The organism is Nesterenkonia sp. K-15-9-6 (genome assembly GCF_052656005.1).
The window spans coordinates 134,151-159,399 of sequence record NZ_JBQYEY010000004.1; the positions used below are offsets into that span (position 1 = coordinate 134,151).

27 protein-coding genes and 2 tRNA genes are annotated in these 25,249 nt (G+C 70.2%); 21 read left to right on the top strand and 8 right to left on the bottom strand.

The genetic code is table 11. The annotated features are described in order from the left end of the window. Positions 1-94: 94 nt before the first annotated feature. From fdxA to SD455_RS03960, 3 genes are all read left to right on the top strand, one after another. A complete protein-coding gene (gene fdxA, locus SD455_RS03950) occupies positions 95-415 on the top strand; it encodes a ferredoxin (RefSeq protein WP_445507308.1) in 321 nt (106 codons plus the stop codon). 9 nt (positions 416-424) lie between these two features. After that, on the top strand, positions 425-1,522 hold the full coding sequence (gene dapC, locus SD455_RS03955) for a succinyldiaminopimelate transaminase (protein WP_445507309.1): 1,098 nt from the start codon (positions 425-427) through the stop codon (positions 1,520-1,522). Between the two features lie 116 nt (positions 1,523-1,638). Continuing rightward, positions 1,639-2,922 (top strand): citrate synthase, encoded by a 1,284-nt coding sequence (locus SD455_RS03960; RefSeq protein WP_445507310.1) that lies wholly within the window; start codon positions 1,639-1,641, stop codon positions 2,920-2,922. A gap of 222 nt (positions 2,923-3,144) precedes the next feature. Here the strand turns inward: SD455_RS03960 and SD455_RS03965 are convergent, their stop codons facing one another. Together SD455_RS03965 and dapD are read right to left on the bottom strand one after the other, a co-directional pair. Beyond that, positions 3,145-4,296 (bottom strand): hypothetical protein, encoded by a 1,152-nt coding sequence (locus SD455_RS03965; RefSeq protein WP_445507311.1) that lies wholly within the window; start codon positions 4,294-4,296, stop codon positions 3,145-3,147. Between the two features lie 113 nt (positions 4,297-4,409). Continuing rightward, positions 4,410-5,381, bottom strand: coding sequence for a 2,3,4,5-tetrahydropyridine-2,6-dicarboxylate N-succinyltransferase (dapD, locus tag SD455_RS03970; RefSeq protein WP_445507312.1), 972 nt, complete (start codon positions 5,379-5,381; stop codon positions 4,410-4,412). A gap of 30 nt (positions 5,382-5,411) precedes the next feature. On the opposite strand from dapD, the gene dapE reads away from it, so the two are divergent. The 8 genes from dapE (at position 5,412) to SD455_RS04010 (ending at position 13,184) form a co-directional block, all read left to right on the top strand. Then, a complete protein-coding gene (gene dapE, locus SD455_RS03975) occupies positions 5,412-6,683 on the top strand; it encodes a succinyl-diaminopimelate desuccinylase (RefSeq protein WP_445507313.1) in 1,272 nt (423 codons plus the stop codon). Between the two features lie 251 nt (positions 6,684-6,934). Then, complete coding sequence (locus SD455_RS03980) at positions 6,935-7,942, top strand: TAXI family TRAP transporter solute-binding subunit (RefSeq protein ID WP_445507314.1); 1,008 nt, start codon at positions 6,935-6,937, stop codon at positions 7,940-7,942. Continuing rightward, positions 7,939-10,041: a TRAP transporter permease gene (locus SD455_RS03985; RefSeq protein ID WP_445507315.1), complete on the top strand. Its 2,103-nt coding sequence runs from the start codon at positions 7,939-7,941 to the stop codon at positions 10,039-10,041. Before SD455_RS03980 ends, SD455_RS03985 begins: the two co-directional genes overlap by 4 nt. 43 nt (positions 10,042-10,084) lie before the next feature. After that, a complete protein-coding gene (locus SD455_RS03990; protein ID WP_445507316.1) occupies positions 10,085-10,801 on the top strand; it encodes an SDR family oxidoreductase in 717 nt (238 codons plus the stop codon). Then, positions 10,798-11,259 (top strand): GNAT family acetyltransferase, encoded by a 462-nt coding sequence (locus SD455_RS03995; RefSeq protein ID WP_083277386.1) that lies wholly within the window; start codon positions 10,798-10,800, stop codon positions 11,257-11,259. Before SD455_RS03990 ends, SD455_RS03995 begins: the two co-directional genes overlap by 4 nt. Positions 11,260-11,325: 66 nt before the next feature. Next, positions 11,326-12,453 (top strand): FAD-dependent oxidoreductase, encoded by a 1,128-nt coding sequence (locus SD455_RS04000; protein ID WP_445507317.1) that lies wholly within the window; start codon positions 11,326-11,328, stop codon positions 12,451-12,453. Positions 12,454-12,515: 62 nt separating this feature from the next. Next, positions 12,516-12,737: a hypothetical protein gene (locus tag SD455_RS04005; protein WP_170922570.1), complete on the top strand. Its 222-nt coding sequence runs from the start codon at positions 12,516-12,518 to the stop codon at positions 12,735-12,737. Between the two features lie 3 nt (positions 12,738-12,740). After that, positions 12,741-13,184, top strand: coding sequence for a peptidoglycan recognition protein family protein (locus SD455_RS04010; protein WP_445507318.1), 444 nt, complete (start codon positions 12,741-12,743; stop codon positions 13,182-13,184). Positions 13,185-13,311: 127 nt separating this feature from the next. Here SD455_RS04010 and SD455_RS04015 read toward each other — a convergent pair. Further along, positions 13,312-13,383 (bottom strand) — tRNA-Asn (locus SD455_RS04015). A 242-nt stretch (positions 13,384-13,625) separates the two neighbouring features. Here SD455_RS04015 and SD455_RS04020 point away from each other — a divergent pair. The 5 genes from SD455_RS04020 to SD455_RS04040 all read left to right on the top strand — a co-directional run bounded on the left by SD455_RS04020 (position 13,626) and on the right by SD455_RS04040 (position 17,231). Further along, positions 13,626-14,144, top strand: a complete 519-nt coding sequence (locus SD455_RS04020) for an NUDIX hydrolase (protein WP_336581890.1) — start codon at positions 13,626-13,628, stop codon at positions 14,142-14,144. Further along, a complete protein-coding gene (locus SD455_RS04025; RefSeq protein ID WP_445507319.1) occupies positions 14,141-14,701 on the top strand; it encodes an LOG family protein in 561 nt (186 codons plus the stop codon). Before SD455_RS04020 ends, SD455_RS04025 begins: the two co-directional genes overlap by 4 nt. Positions 14,702-14,706: 5 nt before the next feature. Then, positions 14,707-15,207 carry a GNAT family N-acetyltransferase gene (locus SD455_RS04030; protein ID WP_445507320.1) on the top strand — a complete coding sequence of 167 codons (501 nt, stop codon included), beginning with the start codon at positions 14,707-14,709 and terminating at the stop codon, positions 15,205-15,207. A gap of 129 nt (positions 15,208-15,336) precedes the next feature. Beyond that, positions 15,337-16,212 carry a formyltetrahydrofolate deformylase gene (purU, locus tag SD455_RS04035; RefSeq protein ID WP_445507321.1) on the top strand — a complete coding sequence of 292 codons (876 nt, stop codon included), beginning with the start codon at positions 15,337-15,339 and terminating at the stop codon, positions 16,210-16,212. Between the two features lie 119 nt (positions 16,213-16,331). Next, complete coding sequence (locus tag SD455_RS04040; protein WP_445507322.1) at positions 16,332-17,231, top strand: siderophore-interacting protein; 900 nt, start codon at positions 16,332-16,334, stop codon at positions 17,229-17,231. 24 nt (positions 17,232-17,255) lie between these two features. Here SD455_RS04040 and SD455_RS04045 read toward each other — a convergent pair whose 3' ends face one another. After that, positions 17,256-17,702 (bottom strand): TM2 domain-containing protein, encoded by a 447-nt coding sequence (locus tag SD455_RS04045; RefSeq protein WP_085437175.1) that lies wholly within the window; start codon positions 17,700-17,702, stop codon positions 17,256-17,258. A gap of 168 nt (positions 17,703-17,870) precedes the next feature. Here SD455_RS04045 and SD455_RS04050 point away from each other — a divergent pair, with 168 nt between their 5' ends. From SD455_RS04050 to SD455_RS04065, 4 genes are all read left to right on the top strand, one after another. Continuing rightward, complete coding sequence (locus SD455_RS04050; protein WP_311023648.1) at positions 17,871-18,737, top strand: phage holin family protein; 867 nt, start codon at positions 17,871-17,873, stop codon at positions 18,735-18,737. A gap of 140 nt (positions 18,738-18,877) precedes the next feature. Next, positions 18,878-19,531 (top strand): CDP-alcohol phosphatidyltransferase family protein, encoded by a 654-nt coding sequence (locus SD455_RS04055; protein WP_311023649.1) that lies wholly within the window; start codon positions 18,878-18,880, stop codon positions 19,529-19,531. A gap of 26 nt (positions 19,532-19,557) precedes the next feature. Beyond that, complete coding sequence (locus SD455_RS04060) at positions 19,558-20,808, top strand: glycosyltransferase (RefSeq protein ID WP_311023650.1); 1,251 nt, start codon at positions 19,558-19,560, stop codon at positions 20,806-20,808. Positions 20,809-20,860: 52 nt separating this feature from the next. Continuing rightward, positions 20,861-20,937 (top strand) — tRNA-Ile (locus tag SD455_RS04065). On the opposite strand, the gene SD455_RS04070 is transcribed toward SD455_RS04065, so the two are convergent. Genes SD455_RS04070 through SD455_RS04085 form a run of 4 tightly spaced genes read right to left on the bottom strand, consistent with a single transcriptional unit; the run spans position 20,894 to position 24,313 of the window. Then, positions 20,894-21,766 carry a methyltransferase domain-containing protein gene (locus SD455_RS04070; RefSeq protein ID WP_396954331.1) on the bottom strand — a complete coding sequence of 291 codons (873 nt, stop codon included), beginning with the start codon at positions 21,764-21,766 and terminating at the stop codon, positions 20,894-20,896. The two genes, SD455_RS04065 and SD455_RS04070, sit on opposite strands and share 44 nt — an antisense overlap. Next, the gene (locus SD455_RS04075; protein WP_445507323.1) at positions 21,709-22,818 is read right to left on the bottom strand and encodes a glycosyltransferase family 4 protein; all 1,110 of its coding nucleotides are present in this window, start codon (positions 22,816-22,818) and stop codon (positions 21,709-21,711) included. The genes SD455_RS04070 and SD455_RS04075 overlap by 58 nt, the downstream gene beginning before the upstream one ends. Then, a complete protein-coding gene (locus SD455_RS04080; protein WP_311023655.1) occupies positions 22,815-23,225 on the bottom strand; it encodes a 6-pyruvoyl trahydropterin synthase family protein in 411 nt (136 codons plus the stop codon). The genes SD455_RS04075 and SD455_RS04080 overlap by 4 nt, the downstream gene beginning before the upstream one ends. Before the next feature lie 56 nt (positions 23,226-23,281). Next, positions 23,282-24,313, bottom strand: coding sequence for a zinc-dependent alcohol dehydrogenase (locus SD455_RS04085; protein ID WP_311023656.1), 1,032 nt, complete (start codon positions 24,311-24,313; stop codon positions 23,282-23,284). A gap of 96 nt (positions 24,314-24,409) precedes the next feature. Between SD455_RS04085 and SD455_RS04090 the strand changes: the two genes are divergently transcribed. Further along, positions 24,410-25,222 (top strand): CDP-alcohol phosphatidyltransferase family protein, encoded by an 813-nt coding sequence (locus SD455_RS04090; RefSeq protein WP_139827680.1) that lies wholly within the window; start codon positions 24,410-24,412, stop codon positions 25,220-25,222. The last annotated feature ends 27 nt before the right edge of the window (positions 25,223-25,249 follow it).

Below are 25,249 nucleotides of genomic sequence, written 5' to 3' on the forward strand. Positions count from 1 at the left end.
TGCCGCGTGCACCTGAGTTCCGTCGCCGGTCGCCTCGCCCACCGATCGGCATTCCCGGGTCACCGTCCGGTGGCCAGGAGAAACAGAGGAGTCCATGACTTACATCATCGCCCTTCCCTGTGTGGACCTGAAGGACAAGGCCTGCATCGAGGAATGCCCGGTGGACTGCATCTACGAGGGCGAACGTTCGCTCTACATCCACCCCGACGAGTGCGTGGACTGCGGCGCCTGCGAACCGGTCTGCCCCGTGGAGGCCATCTACTACGAGGACGACGTTCCGGAGGAGTGGTCCGAGTACTACCGGGCCAATGTCGAGTTCTTCGACGACGTCGGTTCCCCGGGCGGTGCCGCGAAGGTCGGCATGATCGAGAAGGACCACGAGGTCATTTCTGCCCTGCCCCCGCAGGAGCACTGACGGCCGACCATGCTCACGCTCCCTGACTACCCGTGGGACGCCATGGCTCCGTATCTGGAGCAGGCGGCAGCCCACCCCGACGGCGCGGTCAACCTGTCCATCGGCACCCCGGTGGATCCCACTCCTGAGGTGATCCGCGAGGCGCTGGCCTCCGCCGCGGACGCGCCGGGCTATCCGACCACCCACGGGCGGCGTGAGCTGCGCGAGGCGGTGGCCTCCTGGTTCGCCCGGCGCCGCGGCGTCGAGGGTCTGGACCCTGAGGCGGTGCTGCCCACGATCGGCTCCAAGGAGCTCGTCGCCTGGCTGCCGACCCTGCTGGGTCTGGGGGAGGGCGACGTCGTGCTGCGGCCGAAGGTCGCCTACCCCACCTACGACATCGGGGCCCAGATCGCCGGTGCGACCCCGCTGGCGGTCGAGGACCCCGCCGAGGTGGACGAGGAGACCCTGTCACGGGTGAGGCTGATCTGGCTGAACTCGCCGTCGAATCCCACCGGTGCGGTCACGGGCGTCGACAGCATGGCCGCGGTGGTCCGACTGGCCCGGCGCCTCGGCGCCGTCGTCGCCTCCGACGAATGCTACGCCGAGCTGCCCTGGGAGGTCGACGACGTCCCCTCCGTGCTGGACCCCCGGGTCAGCGGAGGTGACCACGCGGGCCTGCTGGCGGTCTATTCGGCCTCCAAGCAGTCGAATCTCGCCGGGTACCGGGCGGCGTTCGTCGCCGGCTGCCCGGAGCTGATCTCCGGACTGATCAACACCCGCAAGCATGCGGGGATGATCATGCCGGCACCCGTGCAGGAGGCGCTGCGGGTGGCCCTGAGCGACGACGCCCACGTCGACGCCCAGCGGGAGATCTACCGGAGGCGACGTGAGCAGCTGCTGCCCGCCCTGCAGTCCGCCGGACTGCAGGTGCGGCACTCCGACGCGGGGCTCTACCTGTGGTGCACCGACGGCGTCTCCGACTCCTGGACCCTGGTGGAGCAGATGGCCGCCCGAGGCATCGTGGTCGGTCCCGGAGTGTTCTACGGGGAGCACGGTGACGGGTTCATCCGGGTGGCGCTGACGGCCCCTGACGAGCGGATCGCCGCCGCCTCCGCACGGCTGAGATGACCCTGTGCCGGGCGCGTCCCGGCACCCGAGCTGAAACGTGACACAAGTGGCGACGCGACGTGACGACCAGGTAGGTTGTCAGAGTCGCGTACGAGTGTTTCTGATGAGGAGACCGCATGACTGAGCAGACAGCAGCCCGCCTGAGCTTTCAGGACCAGGAGCTCGAGCTACCCGTCGAGAACGCCGTGGAAGGCAACGACGGGCTCGACATCGCTCCGCTGCTGAAGACCACCGGGGCGGTCACCTACGACCCCGGCTTCATGAACACCGCGAACGCGAAGTCGGCGGTCACCTATATCGATGGTGCCGAGGGGATCCTGCGGTACCGCGGCTATCCCATCGAGCAGCTCGCCCAGCACTCGAACTTCCTCGAGGTCAGCTACCTGCTCATCTACGGCGAGCTGCCCACTCCGGAGCAGCTGGACGCCTTCGACAACGTCACCCGTCGCCACACTCTGCTGCACGAGGAGCTCAAGGGCTTCTTCGGCGGGTTCCCGCGTGACGCGCACCCGATGCCGGTGCTGTCCTCGGCCGTGTCCGCGTTGTCGACCTTCTACCAGGACTCGCTCGACCCCTTCGACGACGAGCACGTCGAGCGCTCCACCTACCGGCTGCTGGCGAAGGTCCCCACCATCGCCGCCTACGCGTACAAGAAGTCCATCGGCCAGCCGATGCTCTACCCGGACAACAATCTGGACCTGGTGGAGAACTTCCTGCGCGGCTGCTTCGGCGTGCCCGCCGAGCAGTACGAGCTGGACCCGGAGATCGTCAAGGCGCTGGACACTCTGCTGATCCTGCACGCGGACCACGAGCAGAACTGCTCCACCTCCACAGTGCGTCTGGTGGGCTCCTCGCAGGCGAACATGTTCGCCTCCATCTCCGCTGGCATCAACGCCCTGTTCGGCCCGGCCCACGGCGGCGCCAACGAGGCCGTGCTGAAGATGCTGCGTCAGATCCAGGCCGGCGACGTCAGTCCCGAGGCCTTCATGGAGAAGGTCAAGAACAAGGAGGACGGCGTCCGCCTCATGGGCTTCGGCCACCGGGTGTACAAGAATTACGACCCGCGTGCCCGCGTGGTGAAGGGCATCGCCGACTCCATGCTGGCCAAGCTCGGCGGAGATGACGAGCTCTTCGACATCGCTCAGCGGCTCGAGCAGAAGGCGCTGGAGGACGACTACTTCATCGAACGCAAGCTCTACCCGAACGTCGACTTCTACACCGGCCTCATCTACAAGGCCATGGGCTTCCCGGAGAAGATGTTCACCGTGCTCTTCGCCCTCGGACGCCTGCCGGGCTGGATCGCCCAGTGGCGCGAGATGATGAGGGACCCCTCCACCAAGATCGGCCGCCCGCGGCAGCTCTACGTCGGTGAGCCGGAGCGCAGCTACCCGGGCGTGTGACCCGCGGCTGACGCCCAGACAGCACAGGACCCCGCAGCCGGACGACGGCGGCGGGGTCCTGTGCTGTCGAGGGTCGCGCTGGTCGCCGCAGAGCGGGTGAGGGCCTGCCGCAGCAGGTGCACGAGGGGTCATTCTCCGGCAGATCGAACCCCAGATGAAGCGCGTGAGCCCCGTCGGATGTACGGGGGAGTGACTCCTCGATCTGTGTGGCGCGGGAGTCGGTCAGAAGCCGATGACGACGGCGTCGTCGGAGATCTCCTCCACCCGGGACCAGCGCCCGGTGTCGCGGCTCCATTCGTAGGCCCCCGCATGGACGGTCTGGGTGCCGTAGAGGTCTGCGGTGGCCACCGCCCAGTGCGCCAGGGTCCACAGCCGCCCGGTGGTGTCGTCCTCGTCCGTGGCCTCGTCACCGTCCGTGTCCTCGTCACCGTCAGGCATGCTCACCGTGACGACGGTGCCCGCCTCCGGGCCGCGCCCGTGCGCGTGGTCGCCGAGGGCGGTGCTGCGGTCGATCAGGACCGGTCCGAACTCCTCGCGTCCGTCCTCAACGGCCTCGTCGTCCTCGGCGTCGTCCTCTGCGTCTCCGCCGTCGGCGTCATCCGAGTCGTCCTCCCCGTCCTCGTCCTCGGCCACGAGCGCCTCCAGGGCCTCCTGGACGTCCTCAGGCACCTCCAGGGCAGCGCCCAGGACTCCGGCCACCTCGTGGGCGAGCCCGTTCGGGTCCGCATCGGGGGCGTCCTTGCGGGTCAGCCGGCAGGTCATGCCCACCGGCTGCGCGCCGGTCAGCGGGGCCGCGAAGGCTCTGCCGCGCTCGGCGTGCTGGGAGTAGAAGCTCGGGTCCATAGGGCGCTCCAGGACCTCGGCGGCCTCGGAGACGCTGAGCTCCGGCGTCCACGGGTCGTCCTCGTCGTCCCGGGCAGCCTCCAGGGCGTCGTAGAAGCCCTCCACAGAGCTCGCCGCCTCGACTGGGCCGTCGTCGTCCGACCAGCTCGGGGACCCGCTGCGGAACAGCTCGCGAGCGTCGTACTCCTCGGTGGCCTCGAGCACCTGCAGGTCAGACTCCTGCAGGGAGATCGTCAGAGCGTCGGCTGCGGCCTCCCGCGGGAGCCCGCGGTCCACCGCCAGCGCCGCCACGAGGGCGGCGTTCGCGGACTGATGCGGGGTGAGCACGTGGCGCTCGTCGCCCACCTGCACCTCACAGCGGGCGTCCAGCAGGTACTCCTGCTCGTCGATATGGCGCCAGGTGGCCCAGACGATCCCCGCCAGAGCCAGAGCGAGCACGGTCAGCACCGCCAGGGCGCGACGACGGCGCCGTCGTCGGACCATCTCACGGGTCGCCACGACCGGGCGCTCGGCATGGCGTCTGCTCGTCATCTCTGATCCACCATCAGGTGCTCGTCCGTCTCCACCGCAGTGTCGGGGAACCGATCATCGGAGTCGCGCCGGACGCCCGAAGGACGGGCGGTCCGGCGCCACGACGAGACGGCTCAGTTGGCGTGGAGGGCCTCGTTGAGCTCCACCTTCTGGCCCTTGCGCGGCACGGCCTCCAGCCGGCCGGACACGGAGTTGCGACGGAACAGGAGGTTCGGCACGCCGGAGAGGGAGGAGCCCTTGACGACCTCCACCACATTGCCGTGGTCGTCCAGCACGGAGACCTTGGTGCCGGCGGTGACGTACAGTCCGGCCTCCACCACGGCGTCGTCACCGATGGAGATGCCGACGCCGGCGTTGGCGCCCAGCAGCACCCGCTCGCCCAGGGTGACGCGCTCCGTGCCGCCGCCGGAGAGGGTGCCCATGATCGAGGCGCCGCCGCCCACGTCGGTGCCGTCGCCCACCACGACGCCGGCGGAGATGCGGCCCTCGATCATGGAGACCCCCAGGGTGCCGGCGTTGAAGTTCACGAAACCTTCGTGCATGACCGTGGTGCCCTCGGCCAGGTGCGCGCCGAGACGGACTCGGTCGGCGTCGCCGATGCGCACGCCGACCGGCGTCACGTAGTCGACCAGGCGCGGGAACTTGTCGATGCTGTGCACGGTGACGTGGCCCCGGGAACGCAGCTTCAGACGGGTGGCCTCGAATCCGTCCACTGCGCACGGTCCGAAGTTGGTCCAGACCACGTTGGTCAGATGGCCGAAGATGCCCTCCAGATTGAGGGTGTTCGGCCGTGCCAGACGGTGTGAGAGCAGGTGCAGACGCAGCCACACGTCGGAGGTGCCGGCGGCCGGGGCATCGAGGTCGGCCTCCACTGAGACCACCTCGGTGCGCACTCCGCGGTCGGTGTCCTCGCCGACGGCGCCCTCCAGGGAGGCCAGCAGCGCGGAGTCGTCGTTCTGCGCCAGAGGGGCCAGCACAGGCGAGGGGAACCAGGTGTCGAGCACCGTACCGTCGGCGGTCACGGTGGCCAGGCCGTGGCCGGAGGCGATGCGGGAGGCGGATGCAGCAGTGTCGGTCGAAGTCATGCGGCCCATCTTACGGATTACAGTGGGGTCATGCCCGTCGATGAGACCTCCGCTGACAGAACCTCAGACAGCGCCTCCGGCTCCGCGGCCGGCGGCGCTCCCGCCCCCTCTGCTCCGCTGACGCTGGACCTCACCGCGGAGATCACCGAGCTGACCGCCCAGCTGATCGCCTGCGAGTCCGTCTCCGGTGGGGAGACCCGCCTGGCCGACGCCGTGGAGTCCGCCCTGCTGGAGCTCGGCGGACTGCGGGTGCATCGGGACGGCGACACCCTGGTGGCCCGCACCGACACCGGCGCGGACCAGCGGGTGGTGCTGGCCGGGCACCTGGACACGGTGCCGCTGCCCCGCGACCCGGAGACCAGGGGCGCCCCGGGCTTCCGGGGGACGGTCCCCCCTCAGTGGGTGGCGGCCGATGACGCGGAGGTGTCCGCCGATGACGGCGGACGTTCCGACGACGACATCCTCTACGGCCGCGGCGCCACCGACATGAAGGGAGGGGTGGCCGTCCAGCTGGCGCTCGCCGCCGACGTCGCGGCTCGGCTGCGGACGATGACGGCTGCGCAGAGCCTGGAACGCGACGTCACCTGGGTCTTCTATGACCACGAGGAGGTCGAGGCTGCCAAGTCCGGACTCGGTCGGGTGCTGCGGAACTCTCCCGAGCTGCTGGAGGCCGACTTCGCGGTGCTCCTGGAGCCGACGCACGGGGCGGTGGAGGGCGGCTGCAACGGCACGTGTCGGCTGCGGGTCACCGTGCCCGGGGTCGCGGCGCACTCCGGCCGCGCGTGGATGGGCCGCAATGCGATCCACGGCGCCGCGCCGGTGCTGGCCGCGTTGGAGTCCTACGAGCCGCGCACGGTCGACGTCGACGGCCTGGCGTATCGGGAGGGTCTCAACGCGGTGTCGATCACCGGCGGCATCGCCGGCAACGTCATCCCGGACGCCTGCACGGTGGAGATCAACTACCGCTTCGCTCCGGACAAGACCGAGGCCCAGGCACATGACCATGTCCGTGAGGTGCTGGGGGCTGCGGGCGTCGACGAGGAGCTGATCGAGGTCACCGACTCCTCGCCGGGAGCACGCCCGGGTCTGGACCATCCCGCCGCGGAGGCCTTCCTCGCCGCCGTCGACGGGGCGCCGAAGCCGAAGTACGGATGGACGGACGTGGCGCGGTTCTCCGCGTTGGGCGTGCCGGCGGTGAACTTCGGCCCGGGCGACCCCCTGCTCGCCCATACCGATGACGAACACGTCACTGCCGGAGCCCTGCGGGCCTGCCTGGCGGCCATGCGCCGCTGGCTGCTCTGACCGCACCGACTGCTCCCGCTGCTCTACCCGCGCCGGCTGCTCCGGCGCATGGTGCTGGACCGACACCATCGGCCCGCTTGACCTGGCCGGGCATCGACGGCGGTCCCGCCGATGTGGTGGAGGTAACGATTCCGTAACCAGGGCCTCCCATCCTCCTGCAGAGCGCTGTGTCCGCATAGCCTTACTGGACGAGGTCAGAAGGGGGACCCCCGTTCTGACCTGCTCGCACACGTGAATGAGGAGGACACCCCATGAGGATCCGACGCACCGCCGCCGCTGTCACAGCGGCCGCAGCCATGGTCGCCCTGTCCGCCTGCGGCGACGACGCCGAGGGAAACGGTGAGGACGTGGAGGTCGGCGGCGAGGAGGACTTCGTCACCGATCTCACCTTCGGCACCGGGGGCACCGCAGGGACCTACTATCCGCTGGGCGGTGAGCTCTCGGACATCTTCGAGGCCAACACCAGCGCTGACTCGGTGAACTATGTCGAGTCAGGCGGCTCGGGCGAGAACCTGGGTCAGATGTACCAGGAGGAATGGCAGCTCGGCCTGACCCAGAACGACACCGCCAACGACGGCGTCAACGGGCAGCTCGACGACCTCGACGGGGTCGAGCTGGACAACATCGGCTGGATCGCCAACCTCTACCCGGAAGCCGCCCACATCGTGGTGCGGGCGGACTCCGGCTTCGATTCGGTCGATGACCTGGAAGGCGCCACCATCGCCGTCGGCGACGCCGGCTCCGGCACGCGCGCGATCTCCGACGCCATCCTCGCGGCCCACGGGCTGGAGGAGGGGGACTACACCCCGGAGGTCACCGACTTCGGGGCCTCCACCGAGATGCTGGCCGACAACCAGATCGACGCCTCGATCTTCGTCGTCGGCACCCCGGTGGCCGGGCTGACGCAGCTGGCCGCCTCCACGGATGTGGACCTGCTGGGCCTCGACGACGCGATCGCCGACGAGATCTCCGGCGACTCCGGTGCGGAGCCGTATGACATCTCCGCCGAGGCCTACGACTTCCTCGACGAGGACGTCGCGACCGTCTCGGTGTTCGCCGCGCTGGCCGCCTCCACGACGCAGGTCAGTGAGGACCTGGGCTACGAGATCACCGAGGCGATCTTCGAGCACGCGGACGAGATCACCCTGGACGTCGGGGAGTCGATCGACATGGAGGAGGCTCTGCTGGGCATCGGCGACGTGCCGCTGCACCCCGGTGCTGAGCGGTACTACGACGAGCAGGGCATCGACCTGCCGTGAGCGACGCACCTGATCGGGGTCCCCTCCCGGCAGGTGGGCAGGTCGATCCTGCCGCCGAGGCGAAGGCCGAGAAGGTCCTCCGCGAGCACGACACCTCCAGCCGGTTCCGCACGGATCTGGGCTGGTGGGGTTGGCTCGTGGGGGCCATCTCGGTCGTCTTCACCCTCTACCACCTGTACGCGGCGCTGGAGCGACCGTTCAACAACTGGATGCACGGCTCCCTCCATCTCGCGGGGGCGACGTCGCTGATCTTCCTGCTGTACCCGGCGAGCAGACGCCTGCTGGACCGCCCCGCCACGGGGGTGCGCTGGAAGGATGCGCTGTCCGGTCGGGGGCGCGGGGTGCCCTGGTACGACGCGCTGCTGGCCGCGGCCGGCGTGTACTGCAACCTGTACATCTTCGTCGCATACGAGCGCCTGACCGGCAACGCCGTGCAGATCCTGGGCTACTCGGACCTGGACCACGTCGTCGCCGTCGCCGGCATCCTCTTGGTGCTGGAGGCCACGCGGCGCTGCGTGGGGCTGCCGATCGTCATCATCGCCACGCTGGCGATGGTCTACGCGATCTTCGGCAACCACAGCCCGCTGTTCCCCCATCGGGGCATCTCGGTGGAGAACTTCGCCACCAGCACGTTCCTGTCCACCGGTCAGGGGGTCTTCGGCACGCCGATCCAGGTGTCCTCGAACTTCATCTTCCTGTTCCTCTTCTTCGCCGTGGTGCTGCTGCGCACCAACATCGGTCAGTTCTTCAACGACCTGGCCTTCCGTGCGGCCGGCCGATTCACCGGCGGGCCGGCCAAGGCGGCCATCGCGGCCTCGGGGCTGCAGGGGATGGTCTCCGGCTCCTCGGTGGCCAACACCGTGGCGTCGGGCTCCTTCACGATCCCGATCATGAAGAAGGCCGGGTTCAAGCCCCATGTCGCGGCCGCCACGGAGGCCACCGCCTCCACCGGTGGACAGATGATGCCGCCGATCATGGGCGCCGCAGCGTTCATCATGGCGCAGAACGTGCCGGACGTGGAGTACAACGACCTGATCGTCATCGCCGTGATCCCGGCCCTGCTGTACTTCCTGGGCGCGTTCCTCTCCATCCACTTCGAGGCGAAGCGCAACCACATCAAGGGACTGCCGATCGACGAGCTGCCCTCGCTGCGGTCGCTGATCACCCGGGCGGACCTGCTGCTGCCGCTGGCGGTCATCATCGGCACGCTGCTCTCGGGGATGTCGCCGATGCGAGCGGCGCTGCTGGGCATCGCCACCGCCTTCGTGCTGAGCTTCCTGCGCTCCTCCACACGGCTGGGCCCGCGGGGCATGGTGGAGCTGCTGGTGGCCGGTGCACGGACGGCCCTGCCGGTGATCGCGGCCTGTGCGACAGCCGGCATCGTGGCGGGCACGGTGACCGCGACCGGCCTGGGAGGTCAGCTGGGGCGGGGTCTGGTGGACATCGCCGGAGGCAGCTTCCTGCTGGTCCTGGTGATGGTGATGGTGGCGTGCATCGTGCTCGGCATGGGGCTCCCCACCACGGCGAACTACGTGGTCACCGCGACGGTGGCCGCACCCATCCTCTACAACAATTTCGACGTCCCGCTGATCGCCGCGCACCTGTTCGTGTTCTTCTTCGGCATTCTCGCCGATATCACGCCACCAGTGTGTCTGGCCGCCTATGCGGGTGCGGGCATCGCCAATGCCAATCCGATGGCGGCGGGCGTCTCGGCACTGCGAATAGCCATCGCGGGATTCCTCATCCCCTATGTGTTCATCCTCCAGCCGGCGTTGCTGCTGGAGGGCTCCTGGCAGGAGTTGGTGATCGCCCTGAGCACGGTGATCGTCGGCATGGTCGGGGTCTCCTCGGGGCTGGCGGGGCACCTGGTGATGCGCGGCACGCTGCCCGAACGGTTCCTGCTGGTCGGGGGCGGGCTGGCGCTGATCTATCCGGATCTGCTGGTCTCCATGCCCGGACTGGCGGCCATGGGCCTGGCGGTGATCATGCAGATCGTGCGTCGGGGGGCGTCGCGCGGGCCCGGGGCGGCCTCCGCGTCGAGCCCCGGCGTCTCCGACGACACGGACTCGGTCGACGACGACGCGACCGCCCGCGCCTGACGCGACCTGACCGCTGGTCAGGCCCGCTCGATAGGGTGGGGGCATGAGTGAATCTTCCGCAGCAGCCACAGATCGCCCCCTGGCTCTGGTGACCGGCGCGACGCGCGGCATCGGTCGTGCCGTGGCCGAGGAACTCGGCCGCACCCACCATGTGCTCGTCGGTGGGACGAGCCCTGAACGTGTCGCCGCCGTCGTCGCCGCGCTGCCGAGCGCCTCTGGCTTCGCGGCGGATCTGACCGACTCCGCCGCGGTGGCCGCCGCCGTCGAGGCGGCCGGGCTCGAGCGCCTCGACGTGCTGGTCCACTCCGCCGGCGTCGCCGACTCCGGAGAGGTCGGCACGGCAACGTCGGAGCTGTGGCGGCACGTGTTCGAGGTCAACGTGTTCGCCGTGGCGGAGCTCACCCGTCTGACTCTGCCGGCCCTGCGGGTGGCCCGCGGCCAGGTCATCGCCATCAACTCCGGCGCGGGCTATTCGTCCCGGGCCGGGGGAGGGATCTACTCCGGCAGCAAGTTCGCCCTGCGGGCGCTGACCGACGCGCTGCGTGACGAAGAGCGCGGCACGGTGCGCGTGACCTCGATCCATCCGGGCCGGGTGGACACGGACATGCAACGTGACCTGCAGACCCAGATGGGCAACACGGACTATGACGGCAGCATCTACATCGCCCCGCAGTCCGTGGCGGACACCGTTCGACTGGCGGTGGACATGCCGGAGGCCTCGATGGTGGAGGAGCTCTCCATCCGGCCGGTGCACCGGTGACCGGTCAGCCGGCGGGAGCGGCTCCCGGAGACGTCGTCGAGCTCCCGACCGACGCCGTGCCGGACGCGGTTGCGCTGTGGCATGAGGCGGGTCTGACCCGACCGTGGAACGACCCGGAGGGGGACTGCCGTCGCGCCCTCGAGGGCAAAGAGTCCACAGTGCTGTGCTTGCCGACGTCGAGGGCCTCTGACGAGGCGAGCGGAGGTCGGCTGCGCGGCACCGTCATGGTCGGCCACGACGGGCACAGGGGATGGATCTATTATCTGGCCGTCCGTGATGATCTGCGGGGTCAGGGCTTGGGTGAGCGTCTGGTCAGAGCCGCCGAGGACTGGCTCCGTGCCCGGGGCATCCCGAAGCTGATGCTGATGGTGCGCCGGGAGAACCAGGCGGTGCATGCCTTCTATGATCGTCTGGACTATACCGAGCAGGACGTGGTCACCCTGGGCCGGTTCCTGTGACCGGCCGGAGGCACACCGGTCTCACCGGGGTGTGTCTGCCGGCTACGGTGAAGGGAGCTGGGACGTATGGGGGAGTCGAGCCGTCACGTGGTGATCGGGGCGGGTCTGGCCGGGGCCTCGGCGGCGTGGCGCCTGGCGCAGGCCGGGCACGAGCTCGCCGTCCTGGAGCGGGACGTGCCCGCCGGGCCTCTGGGCAGCTCCCACGGATCGGCGCGCATCTTTCGCTACGCCTATCCGGACCGGTTCTACGCCGATCTGGTGGTGCAGGCGGCCGCGGGCTGGCAGGAGCTGGAGCGCGAGGCGGAGGAGCCGCTGCTGACCCTGACCGGGGCGGTGGACCACGGGGAGGCGCGCAGGCCCGCTGAGCTGGCACAGGTGCTCGCCGGGGCCGGAGTCGACCACGAGCTGCTCGGCGCCGCCGAGGCCGCTGACCGGTGGCCCATGTTCGCCTTCGACTCGGAGGTGCTGTGGCACCCCGGGGCAGGGGTGCTCGACGCCGAACGTACGGTGGCCGCCATGCTGCGGATGGCCCAGCGGGCCGGTGCGCGGCTGCAGACCGGCTGGGAGGTCAGCCGGGTGGAGGAGACCGCCTCCGGGGTCCGGCTGACCTCCTCGGACGGGCGCCGTTGGGATGCCGAGCATCTGGTCGTCTGCGCGGGCGGCTGGCTTCCGCGGCTTCTGGGGGAGCTGCCGCTGCCCGCCGGCTTCCTCCCGGCGAACCGCCGGCTGACGGTCCGGCAGGAGCAGGCCTTCCACTACCCCTACCGCGGGGGAGCGGCGGAGGCCTCCGCCCGGCCCACGTTCATCCACGGGGACCGTGACATCACCGTCTATGGGCTGCCCGGCGGGCGCGACGCCGACCATAGGGGCCAGAAGGTCGCCGAGTTCAACGGCGGCAAGGTCATTGGGTCTGCCGCGGATCAGGACGGCAGGATCGACGACGCCGGACGGGCCCGGGTGACCAGGTTCGTGGCCGACAGGCTGCCCGGGGTGGAACCGACCCCGTATGCGGAGACCACCTGTCTGTTCACCACCACCGCCGACGAGGACTTCCTCATCGACCGGCATGAGCGGGTCACCGTGGTCTCGCCCTGTTCAGGTCATGGGGCGAAGTTCGCCCCGCTGCTCGGAGAGTTGGTCCTGGCCGCGGCGACCGGCGACGGGGACGTGCCGGCGACGTTCCGCGCCCGATGATCCGTTGTGACCCGCCTCCTGACCCCTTGATCCCTGCGCAACGCTCCAGTAGCTTGCACCCCATGGATCTCACACGGCGAACTCTGTTCCTCGTCAGCGGTGCCGGAGCGGCGGCCGTCGGGCTCAGCGTCGGGGCTGCCCCCGCCCGTGCGTCCGATGCGAGCTCCTCGACGGATCCGGGTCAGGGCGCTGAGGGGCTGATCCGGCCCACCGCGTATGACGAGGACGGGCGGCGCCGCAATCCGGCGAACGCCCTGGGGTGCCCCTTGGGCCGAGGGGACTGAGCCATGGAGCCGGTGTGGAAGCATACGGAGAACTACTCGGCGGGACGCGAGGGCACGTCGGTGGACCGCATCGTCATCCATTACATCGTCGGCACATTGGCCGCGGCGGATGCGACGTTCGCCGACCCGGGCTCGGGGGTCAGCGCTCACTACGGCATCGGTGAAGGCGCTCTGCACCAGTACGTCAGCGAGATCAACACCGCCTGGCATGCGGGGGACCTGGCGATGAATCGGCGCAGCATCGGCATCGAGCATTCTGCGGACCCGGAGCGGGCGCCGAGCGAGGACACCTACGAGATCTCCATCGAGCTGTGCACCCGGATATGCCGCGAGCGCGGTCTGGACCCGCAGACTCAGATCATCCCTCACGGGGATGTGGTGGCGACCGCCTGCCCGGGGACGGTGTCCGTCCGATGGATCCGCGATGGGGTGGCTGCTCGGCTCTGACCGGCGATGCGAGGAGTCCCGGCGGCGATAGGCGCCGACGATGACGAGAGCAGAGGGCGACGGTGTCAGCGAGCGGCAATGGCAGAGGGCCCCGACTCGTGGCGAGTCGAGGCCCTCATGCGATGAGCTCCCCCAGCTGGATTCGAACCAGCAACCCCTCGATTAACAGTCGAGTGCTCTGCCGTTGAGCTATGGAGGATTGCGACTGAAAGAGTGTAGCAGTCGAATCTCGGCCGAGGGAAATCGGACGGGCCGAGGAGGCGCACATCACAACACGCCGGGCGGGGGTGCTGGGGTTCGCCGAGCCTCTGCCGAGGGTCGAGACCCGCGGAATCACGCGGCGGCGGCGGACTGCCACCGTGCCGCTGATCACGTTCTACGACGGGTCTGTGGGCGGCAGGAGGCCTGACCTCGCCATGATCCGTGGTTACCATGGACGCCGTGCTGACCACTGAACATCCCCAGGACGCCTCCCCGCCGAGGCATGCGGCCCTCTCGGACGTGGCGCTGACGGCGCCCGTTCCGGGGCGGGCAGAGTCCGCCGACGCCATCCATGTGAGTGCGGTGGTCATCCGCAACTCGGACGGCGAAGTGCTCACGGTGCGCAAGAGCGGCACCGACCGGTTCATGCTGCCCGGCGGCAAGCCGGAGCCCGGCGAGACCCCCGTGCAGACCGCGGTGCGTGAATGTGCTGAGGAGCTCAGCGTGGAGCTCTGGCCGGAGGATCTGCGCGAACTGGGGACCTTCCACGCCGCAGCGGCCAATGAGCCCGGTCGGCTGGTCACCGGAGAGATCTTCCTCCACGACGCCGCACCTGCCGCCGTCGACGCCGCCCCGGCGTCCGAGATCGCCGAGCTGCGCTGGCTCTCCCCGGCTGCTGAGCCGATGCCGGAAGACCTGGCCCCCCTGCTGGCCGAGGAAGTCCTCCCGGCGCTGAAGGGCGAGGAGACCAGGGCGTGAGATCCCTGACCGTCTTCACCGGGTCCAGCCACGGGCATGACCCGGCCCACGCCCGTGCGGTGCGCCGTCTCGGTGCTCTGCTGGGGCGCCGCGGCATCACGGTGGTCTACGGCGGGGGGAACGTCGGGCTCATGGGCGTCCTCGCCGACGCCGCCCTGGGGGCCGGGGGAGAGGTCCACGGCGTGATGCCGCAGGGGCTGGTGGACCGTGAGATCGCCCACCCCGGGTTGACGCGTCTGGACGTCGTCGCCGACATGCACGAGCGCAAGCGCCGCATGGCCGAGCTGGGCGACGGCTTCCTGGCCATGCCGGGCGGCGCCGGCACCTTGGAGGAGCTCTTCGAGGTGTGGACCTGGCAGCATCTGGGCCTCCACCGCAAGCCGGTCGCGCTCTTCGACGTCGGAGGCTTCTGGCAGCCGCTGCTCGCCATGGTGGACCACATGGTCGAGGCCGGATTCCTCACCCCTCCCCGGCGGGAGGCGCTGATCGTCGACGATCAGGTCCCAGAACTTGTGGACAGGCTGGCCGCCTCCGCGACCGATCTGACGGAGGTCTGAGTCCCATGGCCGACCCGGAGGTGGAGATCCTCGCCGGAGAGGTCCCCGAGGCCGCCCAGCTGGAGAACCTCTACGGGTCCGTCGGATGGACCGCCTACACCGGGGACCCCGCCCGGCTGCATCGAGCGGTGGCGGGCTCCTTCGCGGTGGCCACCGCCTGGGCCTTCGATTCGGCTCCTCGAGCCGACGGAGCCGACAGAGCCGACGGAGCCGACGGAGGACGCCGCCTGGTCGGCCTGGCCCGGATCCTCAGCGACGGTGAGACGATCGCCTATCTGCAGGACGTGCTGGTGCGGCCGGAGCTGCACCGTCGCGGCATCGCGCGACGACTGGTCGAGGAGGTGCTGGCGCCGGTGCGTCAGGTGAGGCAGAAGGTCCTGCTCACCGATTCCGAGCCCGGGCAGCGGGCCTTCTACGAGGCCTTGGGGTTCACCGAGGTCCGGGACGTCTCGCCGACAGGGCTGCGGGCGTTCGTGTCACTGGAGCCGACACCGCCGGAAGCCTGAGGTCGTGGCCCTCGGCGTGACTGCTATCCTCTCCCACGACCCCCGACGCCGGTCGGGCCGCTCCTCATCGGGGCGTCGCCGCCGTCGTCGTCCTCGGACCGCCCCGCCGCCTTCACCTCAGGAGTGACCATGACCTCCGTCGACGCGTCGCCGACCGACATCGCCCGGCTCATCATCAGCTGCCCGGACCAGCCGGGGATCGTCGCCGCCGTCTCGGATGTGATCACCGATCTCGGCGGCAACATCATCTCGCTGGACCAGTACAGCACCGGTGTCGCGGGTGGGCGCTTCTTCCAGCGCACGGTCTTCCACCTGCCCGGACTCGCCGCCGCCCGGCCGAGCATCGAGGAGGCGGTCCAGACGCGTCTGGCGGCGCGCTTCGACATGGAGTGGAGTCTCACCGACGCCGGCACGCCCAAGCGCGTGGCGATCTTCGCCTCCAAGGCGGACCACTGCCTGCTGGATCTGCTGTGGCGGCACCGCCGGGGGGAGATCCCGATGGACATCGCCATGGTGATCTCCAACCACCCGGACCTCGCCGACGACGTCCGGCCCTTCGGCATTCCCTACATCCACGTGCCGGTGGACAAGGGTGACAAGGCAGCGGCCGAGGCCCGGCATCTGGAGCTGCTGAAGGGGAATGTGGACCTCATCGTGCTGGCCCGCTTCATGCAGATCATCTCCGAGGACTTCCTCCGCGAGGTGGGCGCCCCGGTCATCAACATCCATCACAGCTTCCTGCCCGCCTTCATCGGGGCCGGACCGTACCGAAAGGCGAAGGAGCGCGGGGTCAAGCTGATCGGCGCCACTGCGCACTACGTGACCAAGGACCTGGACGAGGGGCCCATCATCGAGCAGGACGTCATCCGGGTCTCCCATGAGGACGACGTCGCGCAGCTGACCCGCTTCGGCGCTGACGTGGAGCGTGCAGTGCTGTCCCGGGCGGTGCAGTGGCACTGCGAGGACCGCGTCATCCGCAACGGCCAGACGACCATCGTCTTCTGAGCGACGGCCCGACGGGCATGGATTCCATTACGGATGAGTGACGTTATCGGGGCCAGGCAGGTGAGGCATGCCTTTCCTGTAGACTCCGCGGTGCAGAACCCGTGGAAAGGACCTGCCGTATGTCTCCTCAGACCCCACCGTCCGCACCGGATCAGCCGGCGCCTGATCAGCCGGCGCCTGTGCGACCCGACGCCGGCGGTGCCCGGAAGCCCCGGGTCCAGCATGTGCTGACGGTCCAGCAGGTGCGGCGGCTGTCTCCGCACCTGGTGCGTGTGGTGCTCGGCGGCGAGGGGTTCGCAGCCCTCGAGTTCAAGGACGCCACGGACCAGTACATCAAGATGCTCTTCGCTGATCCGGCGCTGGGGCTCGATCGGCCCTATGACCTCGATGCCCTGCGGGAGCGTCTGCCGATGGAGCAGATGCCGGTGACCCGCACCTACACGGTCCGTCACATCGATCACGACGCCGGCCAGCTGTGGGTGGACATGGTCACCCACGGCGAGGAGGGCCTCGCCGGCGGCTGGGCCCAGCAGGTCCGCCGGGGGGAGCTGATCAGCTTCTTCGGGCCCGGGGGCGCCTACGCACCGCGCGAGGAGGCCGACTGGCACCTGCTGGCCGGGGATGAGTCCGCCCTGCCGGCCATCGCGGCGGCGGTCGAAGCCTTGGAGGCCGACGCCCGCGGCGTCGTCGTGCTCGAAGTGCCCTCCGTCGAAGACCAGGTGTCGCTGGCTGCGCCGGACGGGGTGGAGGTGCGCTGGCTGCATCGCGGCGGCGAGTTCACGCCGGAGAGCACCCGGCTGGTCGAGGCGGTGGCGAGCCTGGAGATCCCTGCCGGGGACGTGCAGGTCTTCGTCCACGGAGAGCGTGAGCAGATGAAGCGGATGAGACGGCTGCTCGTCGAGGAGCGGGGACTGCCCCGCCGGGGGATGTCGCTCTCGGCCTACTGGGCCTTCGGGCGCGTGGAGGACCAGTTCCAGGCGGAGAAGCGGACCCCGGTGGGTCAGATCGACCCGGCCTGACCGGGGTCGGCGTACGAAGGATGCTCAGCCACTGACCGCTGAGCTGGTGCCGATGACCAGGGCGGCGATGAGCAGGCCCACCAGGAACAGCACCGTCACGGCGGCGCAGGGACCGGCCCAACGGCGGAAGCCGTCCAGCCGCACGTCCTGACGGTCGGACATCGTGCCGCTGAGCAGCAGGAACAGATCGATGATCGTCCAAGCGCCCACCACGCCCATGAAGATGAAACCGAGGTTGACCGCGCCCGTGGCGAAGCCGACCATCGCGGTGCCGAACATCAGGGTCTTGAGAACCCCGGTGGGGAGTCGGCCCAGGTAGTAGCGCTGGGCGCCCATCGGTCCGAGGAACAGCGCCAACGCCCATGCGACGAGGAACTTCTTCTCGGACGTGGGCTGCGCTTCGAAGGCGGCGCGATCCTCCGCTGTGAAGGTGTTCGCGTAGAGCTCGTCCAGGTCCAGCTGCTCGGGCATGCCTCCATGGTAGTGCCCGCCGCCCAGCGCTCGGCGCACGGGATGGTGGCGGCGGAGCCCTGTCCCGGTCACCAGGGGCGTTGGTGGTAGTTTGGTCACGGAAGGCTGCGCAGCCCGCTGTGCCAGTCCCACAGGTCCGACCAGTCATTTCAGGATGGAGGCGCTGTCTTGGCTCAGCAAGGAGCAGGGCACACCCGCACCGCTGCCCCCCGCCCATCGCTCGTCGACCTGATCAAGGTCGTCCTGCGCCTGGGGCCGAAGCAGATCAATGACGAGATCCAGCTGGCCATCGGCCAGATGAAGACCAAGGGCATCGCGGCAGGCATCGCCGCCGCCCTGATGGTCGTCGGCCTGGTCTTTCTGACCTTCCTGGTGGTCGCCCTGATCGTCGCCGCCGTGGCGGCCTTCGGACTGATCTTCGAGCTCTGGGCGGCCGCCCTGATCGTCGCCGGGATCTTCCTGCTGATCGCGGCGGTCTTCGTGCTCATCGGCCTGCTGCGCCTGAAGAAAGCCATGCCGCTGATGCCCGAGGACGCGATCCGAGGGCTCCGACTGGACCTGGGGGTGGCCAAGGAGGGCAGCAGCTTCGACCCGCGCACGCTGGACCGGCAGGATGCCGAGCGTCGCCGGAAGAAGGAGGAGGCCAAGCGGGAGGCCCAGGAGCGCAAGAAGCAGCAGGCCAAGACTCCCGGCGAGGGCAGCCCGAAGAAGCCGAGCTACCGGGAGCTGCTGCGGCGCACCGCTCAGCGACGGGAGCACCTGGGGTCCCTGCATGATGAGATCCGTGAGCGCAGCGACAAGGAGTCGCTCAAGTCCGAGGCCCAGGGCGGCGTGGCCGGCCTGAAGGAGAAGCTGCGCGGCGCCGGCCGCTCCGCGGGCGACGCCGATGCCGGTGACGCCCCACAGGGCTCGGGCGCCGACCACGAGGGACCGTCGGCAGGAGACTTCGTCGCGGCCCGGTGGAAGCCGTTGGCGGTGCTGGGCGCCTCCGCGGCTGCCGGCGCGGTGTTCCTGCGTGAACTGACCAAGCGCTGAGCACGGGACTCGGCTGAGACGGACCTGGCAGACTCGAGCTCGCGTGACACGGTCGCGCTGCCTCTGACCACAACTTCACACGACCCGTCCCCGTCGGCGATCGTCGACGGGGTTCCCCGCCGAGACCAGCAGAGGACCCTGTGAGATTCATCGGTGCCGGAACCCGGGAGGGTTTCGAGTACACCCTGCATGAGACATTCTGGACCGTTCCGAATGTCGTCACGGTCGTGCGCTTTCTGCTGCTTCCGGTCTTCGTGTGGCTGGTCGCCACCGGCTCCTATCTCGGGGCGTTCTGGGTGTTGGCGGTGCTGAGTTCCACCGACTGGGTGGACGGGTACATCGCGCGGCGCTTCGACCAGCTCAGCACAGTGGGGCAGTGGCTGGACCCGCTGGCGGACCGGCTCTCGCTGGTGATCGTCACCATCACGCTGGTGGTGTTCTCGGTGGCGCCGCTGTGGGTGGTGCTCGCTGTGGTGATCCCTGATCTGGTGCTGTTCGTCCACGCGGCCGTGCGCTTCGCCGGCTCCCCGCAGCTGACCGTCTCGGTGCTGGGCAAGATCCGCACCGCCTGTCTGCTGGTGGGTGCGCCGCTGATCCTCCTGGGCCGCACACCGCAGCTGGAGGGCACTGTGCTGGTCATCACGGCGGAGCTGGTGCTCGCGGCGGGATGTCTGATGCACATCCTGGCGTCCATCGATTATCTTGTGAAGGCGCACCGCAAAGCGCGCCAGCTCCGAAGCCGGGGCATCAGGCCCCGCGATCGTGCCCAGTGGGCGCGGGAGTCGGGCGGGTGACTATCCCAGGAGGACACGAGCGGCTCATGCCCAGGACCCAGGACACGCTGCGCATCCTCATCGCGGCGGACACCTACCCGCCGGACGTCAACGGGGCGGCCGTGTTCTGTCATCGGCTGGCTCGGCATATGACCCGCATGGGTCACGAGGTCCATATCGCAGCGGCCCGGAACGACTCCGGACCGGACTTGGTCCAGCACACCGAGGATGCGACGGTCCACCGGTTCCGGTCCTTCAAGGCTCCCACGCACGAGTACTACCGGCTGTGCCTGCCCTGGCTCGTGGAACCCGCCATGGACCGGCTGATGGAGGAGGTCCAGCCCGACGTCGTCCACGTCCAGTGCCATTACATGATCGGCAAGGCCGCGATCGAGGCCGCTGAGCGGCGGAGGATCCGCACGATCGCGACGAACCACTTCATGCCGGAGAACCTGGACCCGTTCCTGCCGTTCCCCGACTGGTTCTGCCGCATCGTGGCCGAGAACTCCTGGCGGGACATGGGCCGGCTGATGGGCAAGGCTTCGGTGGTGACCACCCCGACGCCTCTGGCCGCGCAGACCATGCGGGAGCGTGCCGGCTTCGACCACGTGCTGCCGCTGTCCAACGGCATCGACGTGGACCACTATCAGCTGCGGCCGGGCGAGGAGATCGCACCTGGGCAGCGGCCCACCGTGCTGTTCGTGGGTCGGCTGGCCGTGGAGAAGAACGTCGATGTGCTCATCGACGCGGTCGCCGCCACCGATCCTGCCCTCGACATCGGACTGGAGATCGTCGGCGACGGCGAGCAGCGTGATGTGCTCGCGGAGAAGATCCTGGCGCTGGGCCTGCAGGACCGGGTGCGCATGCGCGGCCACGTCGACGAGGACCAGCTGCGCCTGGCGTACCTGGAGGCCGACGTCTTCTGCCAGCCGGGCACCGCCGAGCTGCAGTCGCTGGTCTCCTTGGAGGCGATGTCGGCCGGCCGCCCGGTGGTCTTGGCCGACGCCCTGGCGTTGCCGCATCTGGTGGAGCCTGGCGTCAACGGGCACCTGTTCGCCCCGGGGGACGCCGCAGACCTGGCGGCGAAGCTGGAGGACATCGTGACCCGCAGCCCGGAGCAGCGGCAGGCGATGGGTCGTCGCAGCCGGGAGATCGCCTCGCGACACAGCATCGCCAAGACCATGGAGGCCTTCGAACAGCTCTATCGCGGTGCCGACTGGGTGGACCCCGGGCAGTACGGCAAGGCTCAGGGGTGGCGTCCGGCGGCTCGCCGCCCGCGCCGCCGGCGCACCCGATAGGATGTCCTCGGTTCCCCCTCGGCGTCCAGGCGCCGGGACGGGTGACCGATCCGGGGCGTTAGCTCAGCTGGTCAGAGCAGAAGACTCATAATCTTTTGGTCGCGGGTTCAAGCCCCGCACGCCCCACCAGCACATCCTGGTGGCCGATCTCCAGGTGGAGCCGGCCGGCCGCCAGCTGCCCCAGCCGGTCGTCGCGCCAGCGCCGCGCCCGCTCGGCGCCGTCGGCAGGGGCGGTTCCCTCAGCGTCCAGCTGCTCCGCGGCGACGGCGGCCCGGTCCTCCACCAGCTGCCGCAGGAGAACGGCGTCGTCGGGGCCGAGCCGCCAGGGGGTCTCCCAGGTGCGCACCGGAGTCCCCTGGCCGCGGGCGGCCTCCGTCAGGACGGCGACGGCGTCGGGCCCGCAGCGGCCGCCGCGTCGTTGGTGGCGGTTGAAGGCTTCGGTGACCAGTCCGTCCTCGGGGTGCCCGGGGTCCGCCGTCATCCGGCCGGTCACGGTGAGGGCGACGAGCAGGGGAGCGCCGCGCCGGATGCAGGTGTGCACCAGCTCCTGGACCTGGGAGGGGGTGAGCAGGTCCAGCAGTGCGGAGGCGATCGTCAGGGTGTGCCCGGCGGCGCCGTCCAGCGCGGCGTCGAGGTCGGCGACGTCGGCTTCACGCGTCTCCACCGGACCCGTCGCACCCCGCGCAGCAAGACGTTCGGCGGTGTCGGCGAGCAGGTCTGGGTCATGGTCCAGCAGGAGCCAGCCCGGATCGCCGGACAGCAGGGGCAGCAGCCACCGGCCGCCGGCCCCTGTGCCGCAGCCGACGTCGACCACCGTGGTGGGACGCAGCTCGGCCAGCAGGGCGGCCACCTCTGGGCGTGTGGGCTCCCGGGCGGCGGCGTCGGCGGCTTCGCGGAGGCTCAGCCATTCGGCAGAGATCCGATCAGCCGATGCCAGTGGTTCGCGGTCTTCTCCCATGTGGGCAGACTATCGGCTCGGGTGCGGGCAGCCTCGGCCCACCGGCCGCGCAGGCTGGGATCCTCCATCCAACGGCGCAGACGCAGGGCCCACTGCTCGGGCCGGGCGGGGTCCGCGACATCGCCGGCGGCGCCGAGCGCCTCCACTGCGCCGGTACCGGCGGAGACGATCCCGGGCACGCCGTGGGCGCAGGCCTCGACCACCACCATCCCGTAGGTCTCGGCCCAGGAGGGCAGCAGCACCAGGTCGGTGTCCTCCCACAGGGCCTTCATCTGCCCTGGAGTGAGGGCACCGTGGTGGATCACCCGGCCGGGCAGGCGGCGTCGCAGCACCGTCAGCACGTGGGAGCCGTGGTCCGTCTCGCCGCCGGGGCCCGCCACCTGGAGGACCCAGGGCTGGTCGAGCAGGCTCCCGAGGGCCTCGGCGAGCAGGAGATGGTTCTTCCGCGGCGTCAGGGAGGCCGCCACGGTGAGCCGCCACGGCCCGTCGTCCCCGGAAGCCCGGGTGGTGCGCCCCGGCGGCGCATCGGCAGGGTCCGCCCCGGGGACTACGACGTCGACGTCGTCCCGTCCGTGACGTCGGTGCAGGTCTTCGGCGGCCCACTGACTGGTGGTCACCACCCGGTCGGCGGAGGTCACCGCTCGCTGCTCGGCCGCCGACTGATCGGAAGGCGCCGGCCCCGGGACCTGGGCGGGTTCCGTTCCGGGGCGTTCGTGCTCGGCCTCCAGCGGCAGGTGGATCAGCAGGATGTCGGCGACGGGGCGCGCCTGACCGTCCGGGTCCGGGCTGAACAGCTCCGGTGCGGCTGAGCCGATGAGACCGTCCACCACCACGGCCGCGGCGGGGTGCTGAGTCCGTCGGGCGGTGAGGGTGGTTCTCAGCGCCGCGCGGCTGTCCTCGTCCGGGGAGGGCCAGGCGCCGGGGATGCGCAGAACCTCGGTGGGCAGGCCGAGGCGGTCCAGGCCGGCGATGACCCGTGCGTTGTACAGGGAGCCTCCGCTGGGGCCGGGCAGATCCGGCTCGACCCAGATCAGTCGGTCCGGAGGAGTCACAGCTCGATCCGCACGGAGGCGCTGGCCCGCGGGTTCTCCTCGGCCTCGACCTCGATGGCGGTCAGCCCGTGGTCGGCCGGCAGCACCTGGGCCAGCTGCTGGGCCAGGTAGGCGATGATCACCTCGGTGGTGCTGAGCTTGTTCTCGAAGGCGGGGTGTTCGTCCAGGTTCTGGTGCCGCAGGGGATCCAGGACGCCGGAGAGCAGCTCGGCGGCGGCTCCGATGTCCATGACCACCCCGTGCGGATCCAGCCCGGGGCGTTCGAAGGTCGTCCGGATGTGCAGGGTCGCTCCGTGCAGGTTCTGGGCGGGCCCGAAGAACGGGTCCGCCAGGCTGTGGGCGATCATCAGGTGGTCGTCCACGGTGAGCCGGAAACGGGTCATCGACGGCGTGCTCGTAGTGCTCATGGGTGCTCCTGTCGTGTCGGCGTCTGGCGGCGGGTGGGCGCGGGAGGCGCTGGCTCTCATCGGTGGTCCACCACGTGGCAGATGGTCCCTGCCCAGGCTGGGTCGCCGTAGGCCAGGGCATCCATGACCTGTGGGAGGTCCTCCAGGGGAGAGCGTCCCGTGATCAGGGCGTCGAAGCGATCGTCAAGCAGGGACAGCCCCAGGCGCAGGCGTGCGCGGCGGTCCCGACGCAGCCGGCGCGGCTGAGCCACCTCGCCCACCTGGGAGGCGATGATCCGCAGCCGGCGGGCGTGGAAGTCGCCTCCCAGCGGAATCTGCGGACGCTCGTCGCCGTACCAGGACTGCTCGATGATCAGCGCGTCGTCGCCGGCCACACGCAGCGCCTCGGCAAGGCCCGCGGCGGTGGCGGAGGAGTGCAGGACGACGTCGCTGTCCGGTGCGGCCGCCCCGGGAGCGACGGCGTGCAGTCCCAGGGCGTCGATGAGCTGCCGCCGGTCCTCGTCGACGTCGACGACCTCGAGCCGTTCCAGGGGGATCCTGTGCGCCAGCAGGGCGGTGCTCAGGCCAATCATGCCGCCACCGATCACCGTGACCCGGTCGCCCAGACTGATGCCGGCCTCCCAGAGGGCGTTCAGGGCGGTCTCCGCGGCTCCGGCCAGCAGGGCCCGCTCCGCGGAGCAGCCGTCCGGCAGTGGGTGGCAGTCCTGGGCGGGGACGACCACGTGGTCCCGGTGGCCGGCCAGGGTGAACACCGTCCGTCCGCGGAGAGCCGCAGCGTCGGGTCCTTCTCCGTCACGGACGATGCCGACGTTCAGGTACCCGTGGCTGACCGGATGGGGCAGCTCGCCCAGCTGATGCGGAGCGCACATGATCCCGGCCACATCGTCGGGGACCATGCCCCGGTGGACCAGGCTCTCCGTGCCGCGCGAGATCCCGGACAGGAGAGTCTCCACCAGGACCTCGCCGGGGCCCGGTGTGGGCACGGGGGCGCTGACGACCTCACCCCGCCCGGGGGCGGTCGTCCAGTACTGGCGGCTGCGCAGGGCGCCGGACGGCGAGGTGCCGGGGCTCTGGTGCAGTTCCTCCATGGTCGTATCCTGCCACGTCAGCGGGGGCGGAGGACATGGCCGCCGCGGGGCGAGCCCCTGAGATGTGCGGAGGCGGCCGGGCCTATGATCGCTGGCATGGATCATCGCCGTCGGCCTGTGCTCGGCACCCTCGCCGTCCTGCTGGCAGCGGCGCTGCTGCTGCTCGCCCTCCTGGGGCTCGGCGATCACCTGGCGGCGGCTCTCACGGCCGGATTCTCCCGCGGGCCCGACGGCGGCCCCGTGGCCCATGAGGGATTCGGCGGCCTCGCCGTGGGGGCGGGGCTGCTGGCCTTCGCCGGGTGCCAGCTGCACGCGGTCCGTGGGGCCGGGGGATTCCGTGCCGCCGATGCGGTCACCCTGCTGCGTTCGGGGCTGTTGGGCATCTTCGCCGCCGGGGTGGTCGCAGCGTCCGGTGACCTCCCGGTGCCCACCGGCGTCGGTCTCCCGCTTCCGCTGATCCTGCTGGCCGGGGTGATCCTCCTCATGGACGGGCTCGACGGCGCGGTGGCCCGGGCCGGGGCGGGAGGAACGTCGGCCGGAGCCCGGTACGACGAGACCACTGATGCTGTGGTGCTGATGGTGCTCGCGCTGGCCGCCGCGCTCGCCGTCGGATGGTGGGCCGCACTTCTGGGTCTGCTGCGGCCCGGCTTCGCCCTGGGCGCTCGGATCCGACCGGCCTGGCGTCGCCCGTTGCCGGACTCCCGACGACGGAAGGTGCTGGGCATGGCACCGGGGATCCTGGTGCTGGCCGCACTGGCGCCGTGGCACCTGACTCCGTGGCACCTGGGGGAGGTTGAGTTCCCGCTGGAGCTGCTGCTGCGGGCCCTTCCGGTGGCGTTGGGCCTGGCCCTGGTGACGTTCTCCTTCGGTGTGGACATCCGCACACTGGAACGCCCCGCCGAGGAATGACGGTGCAGGAGGGGAGGACCGCGTCGG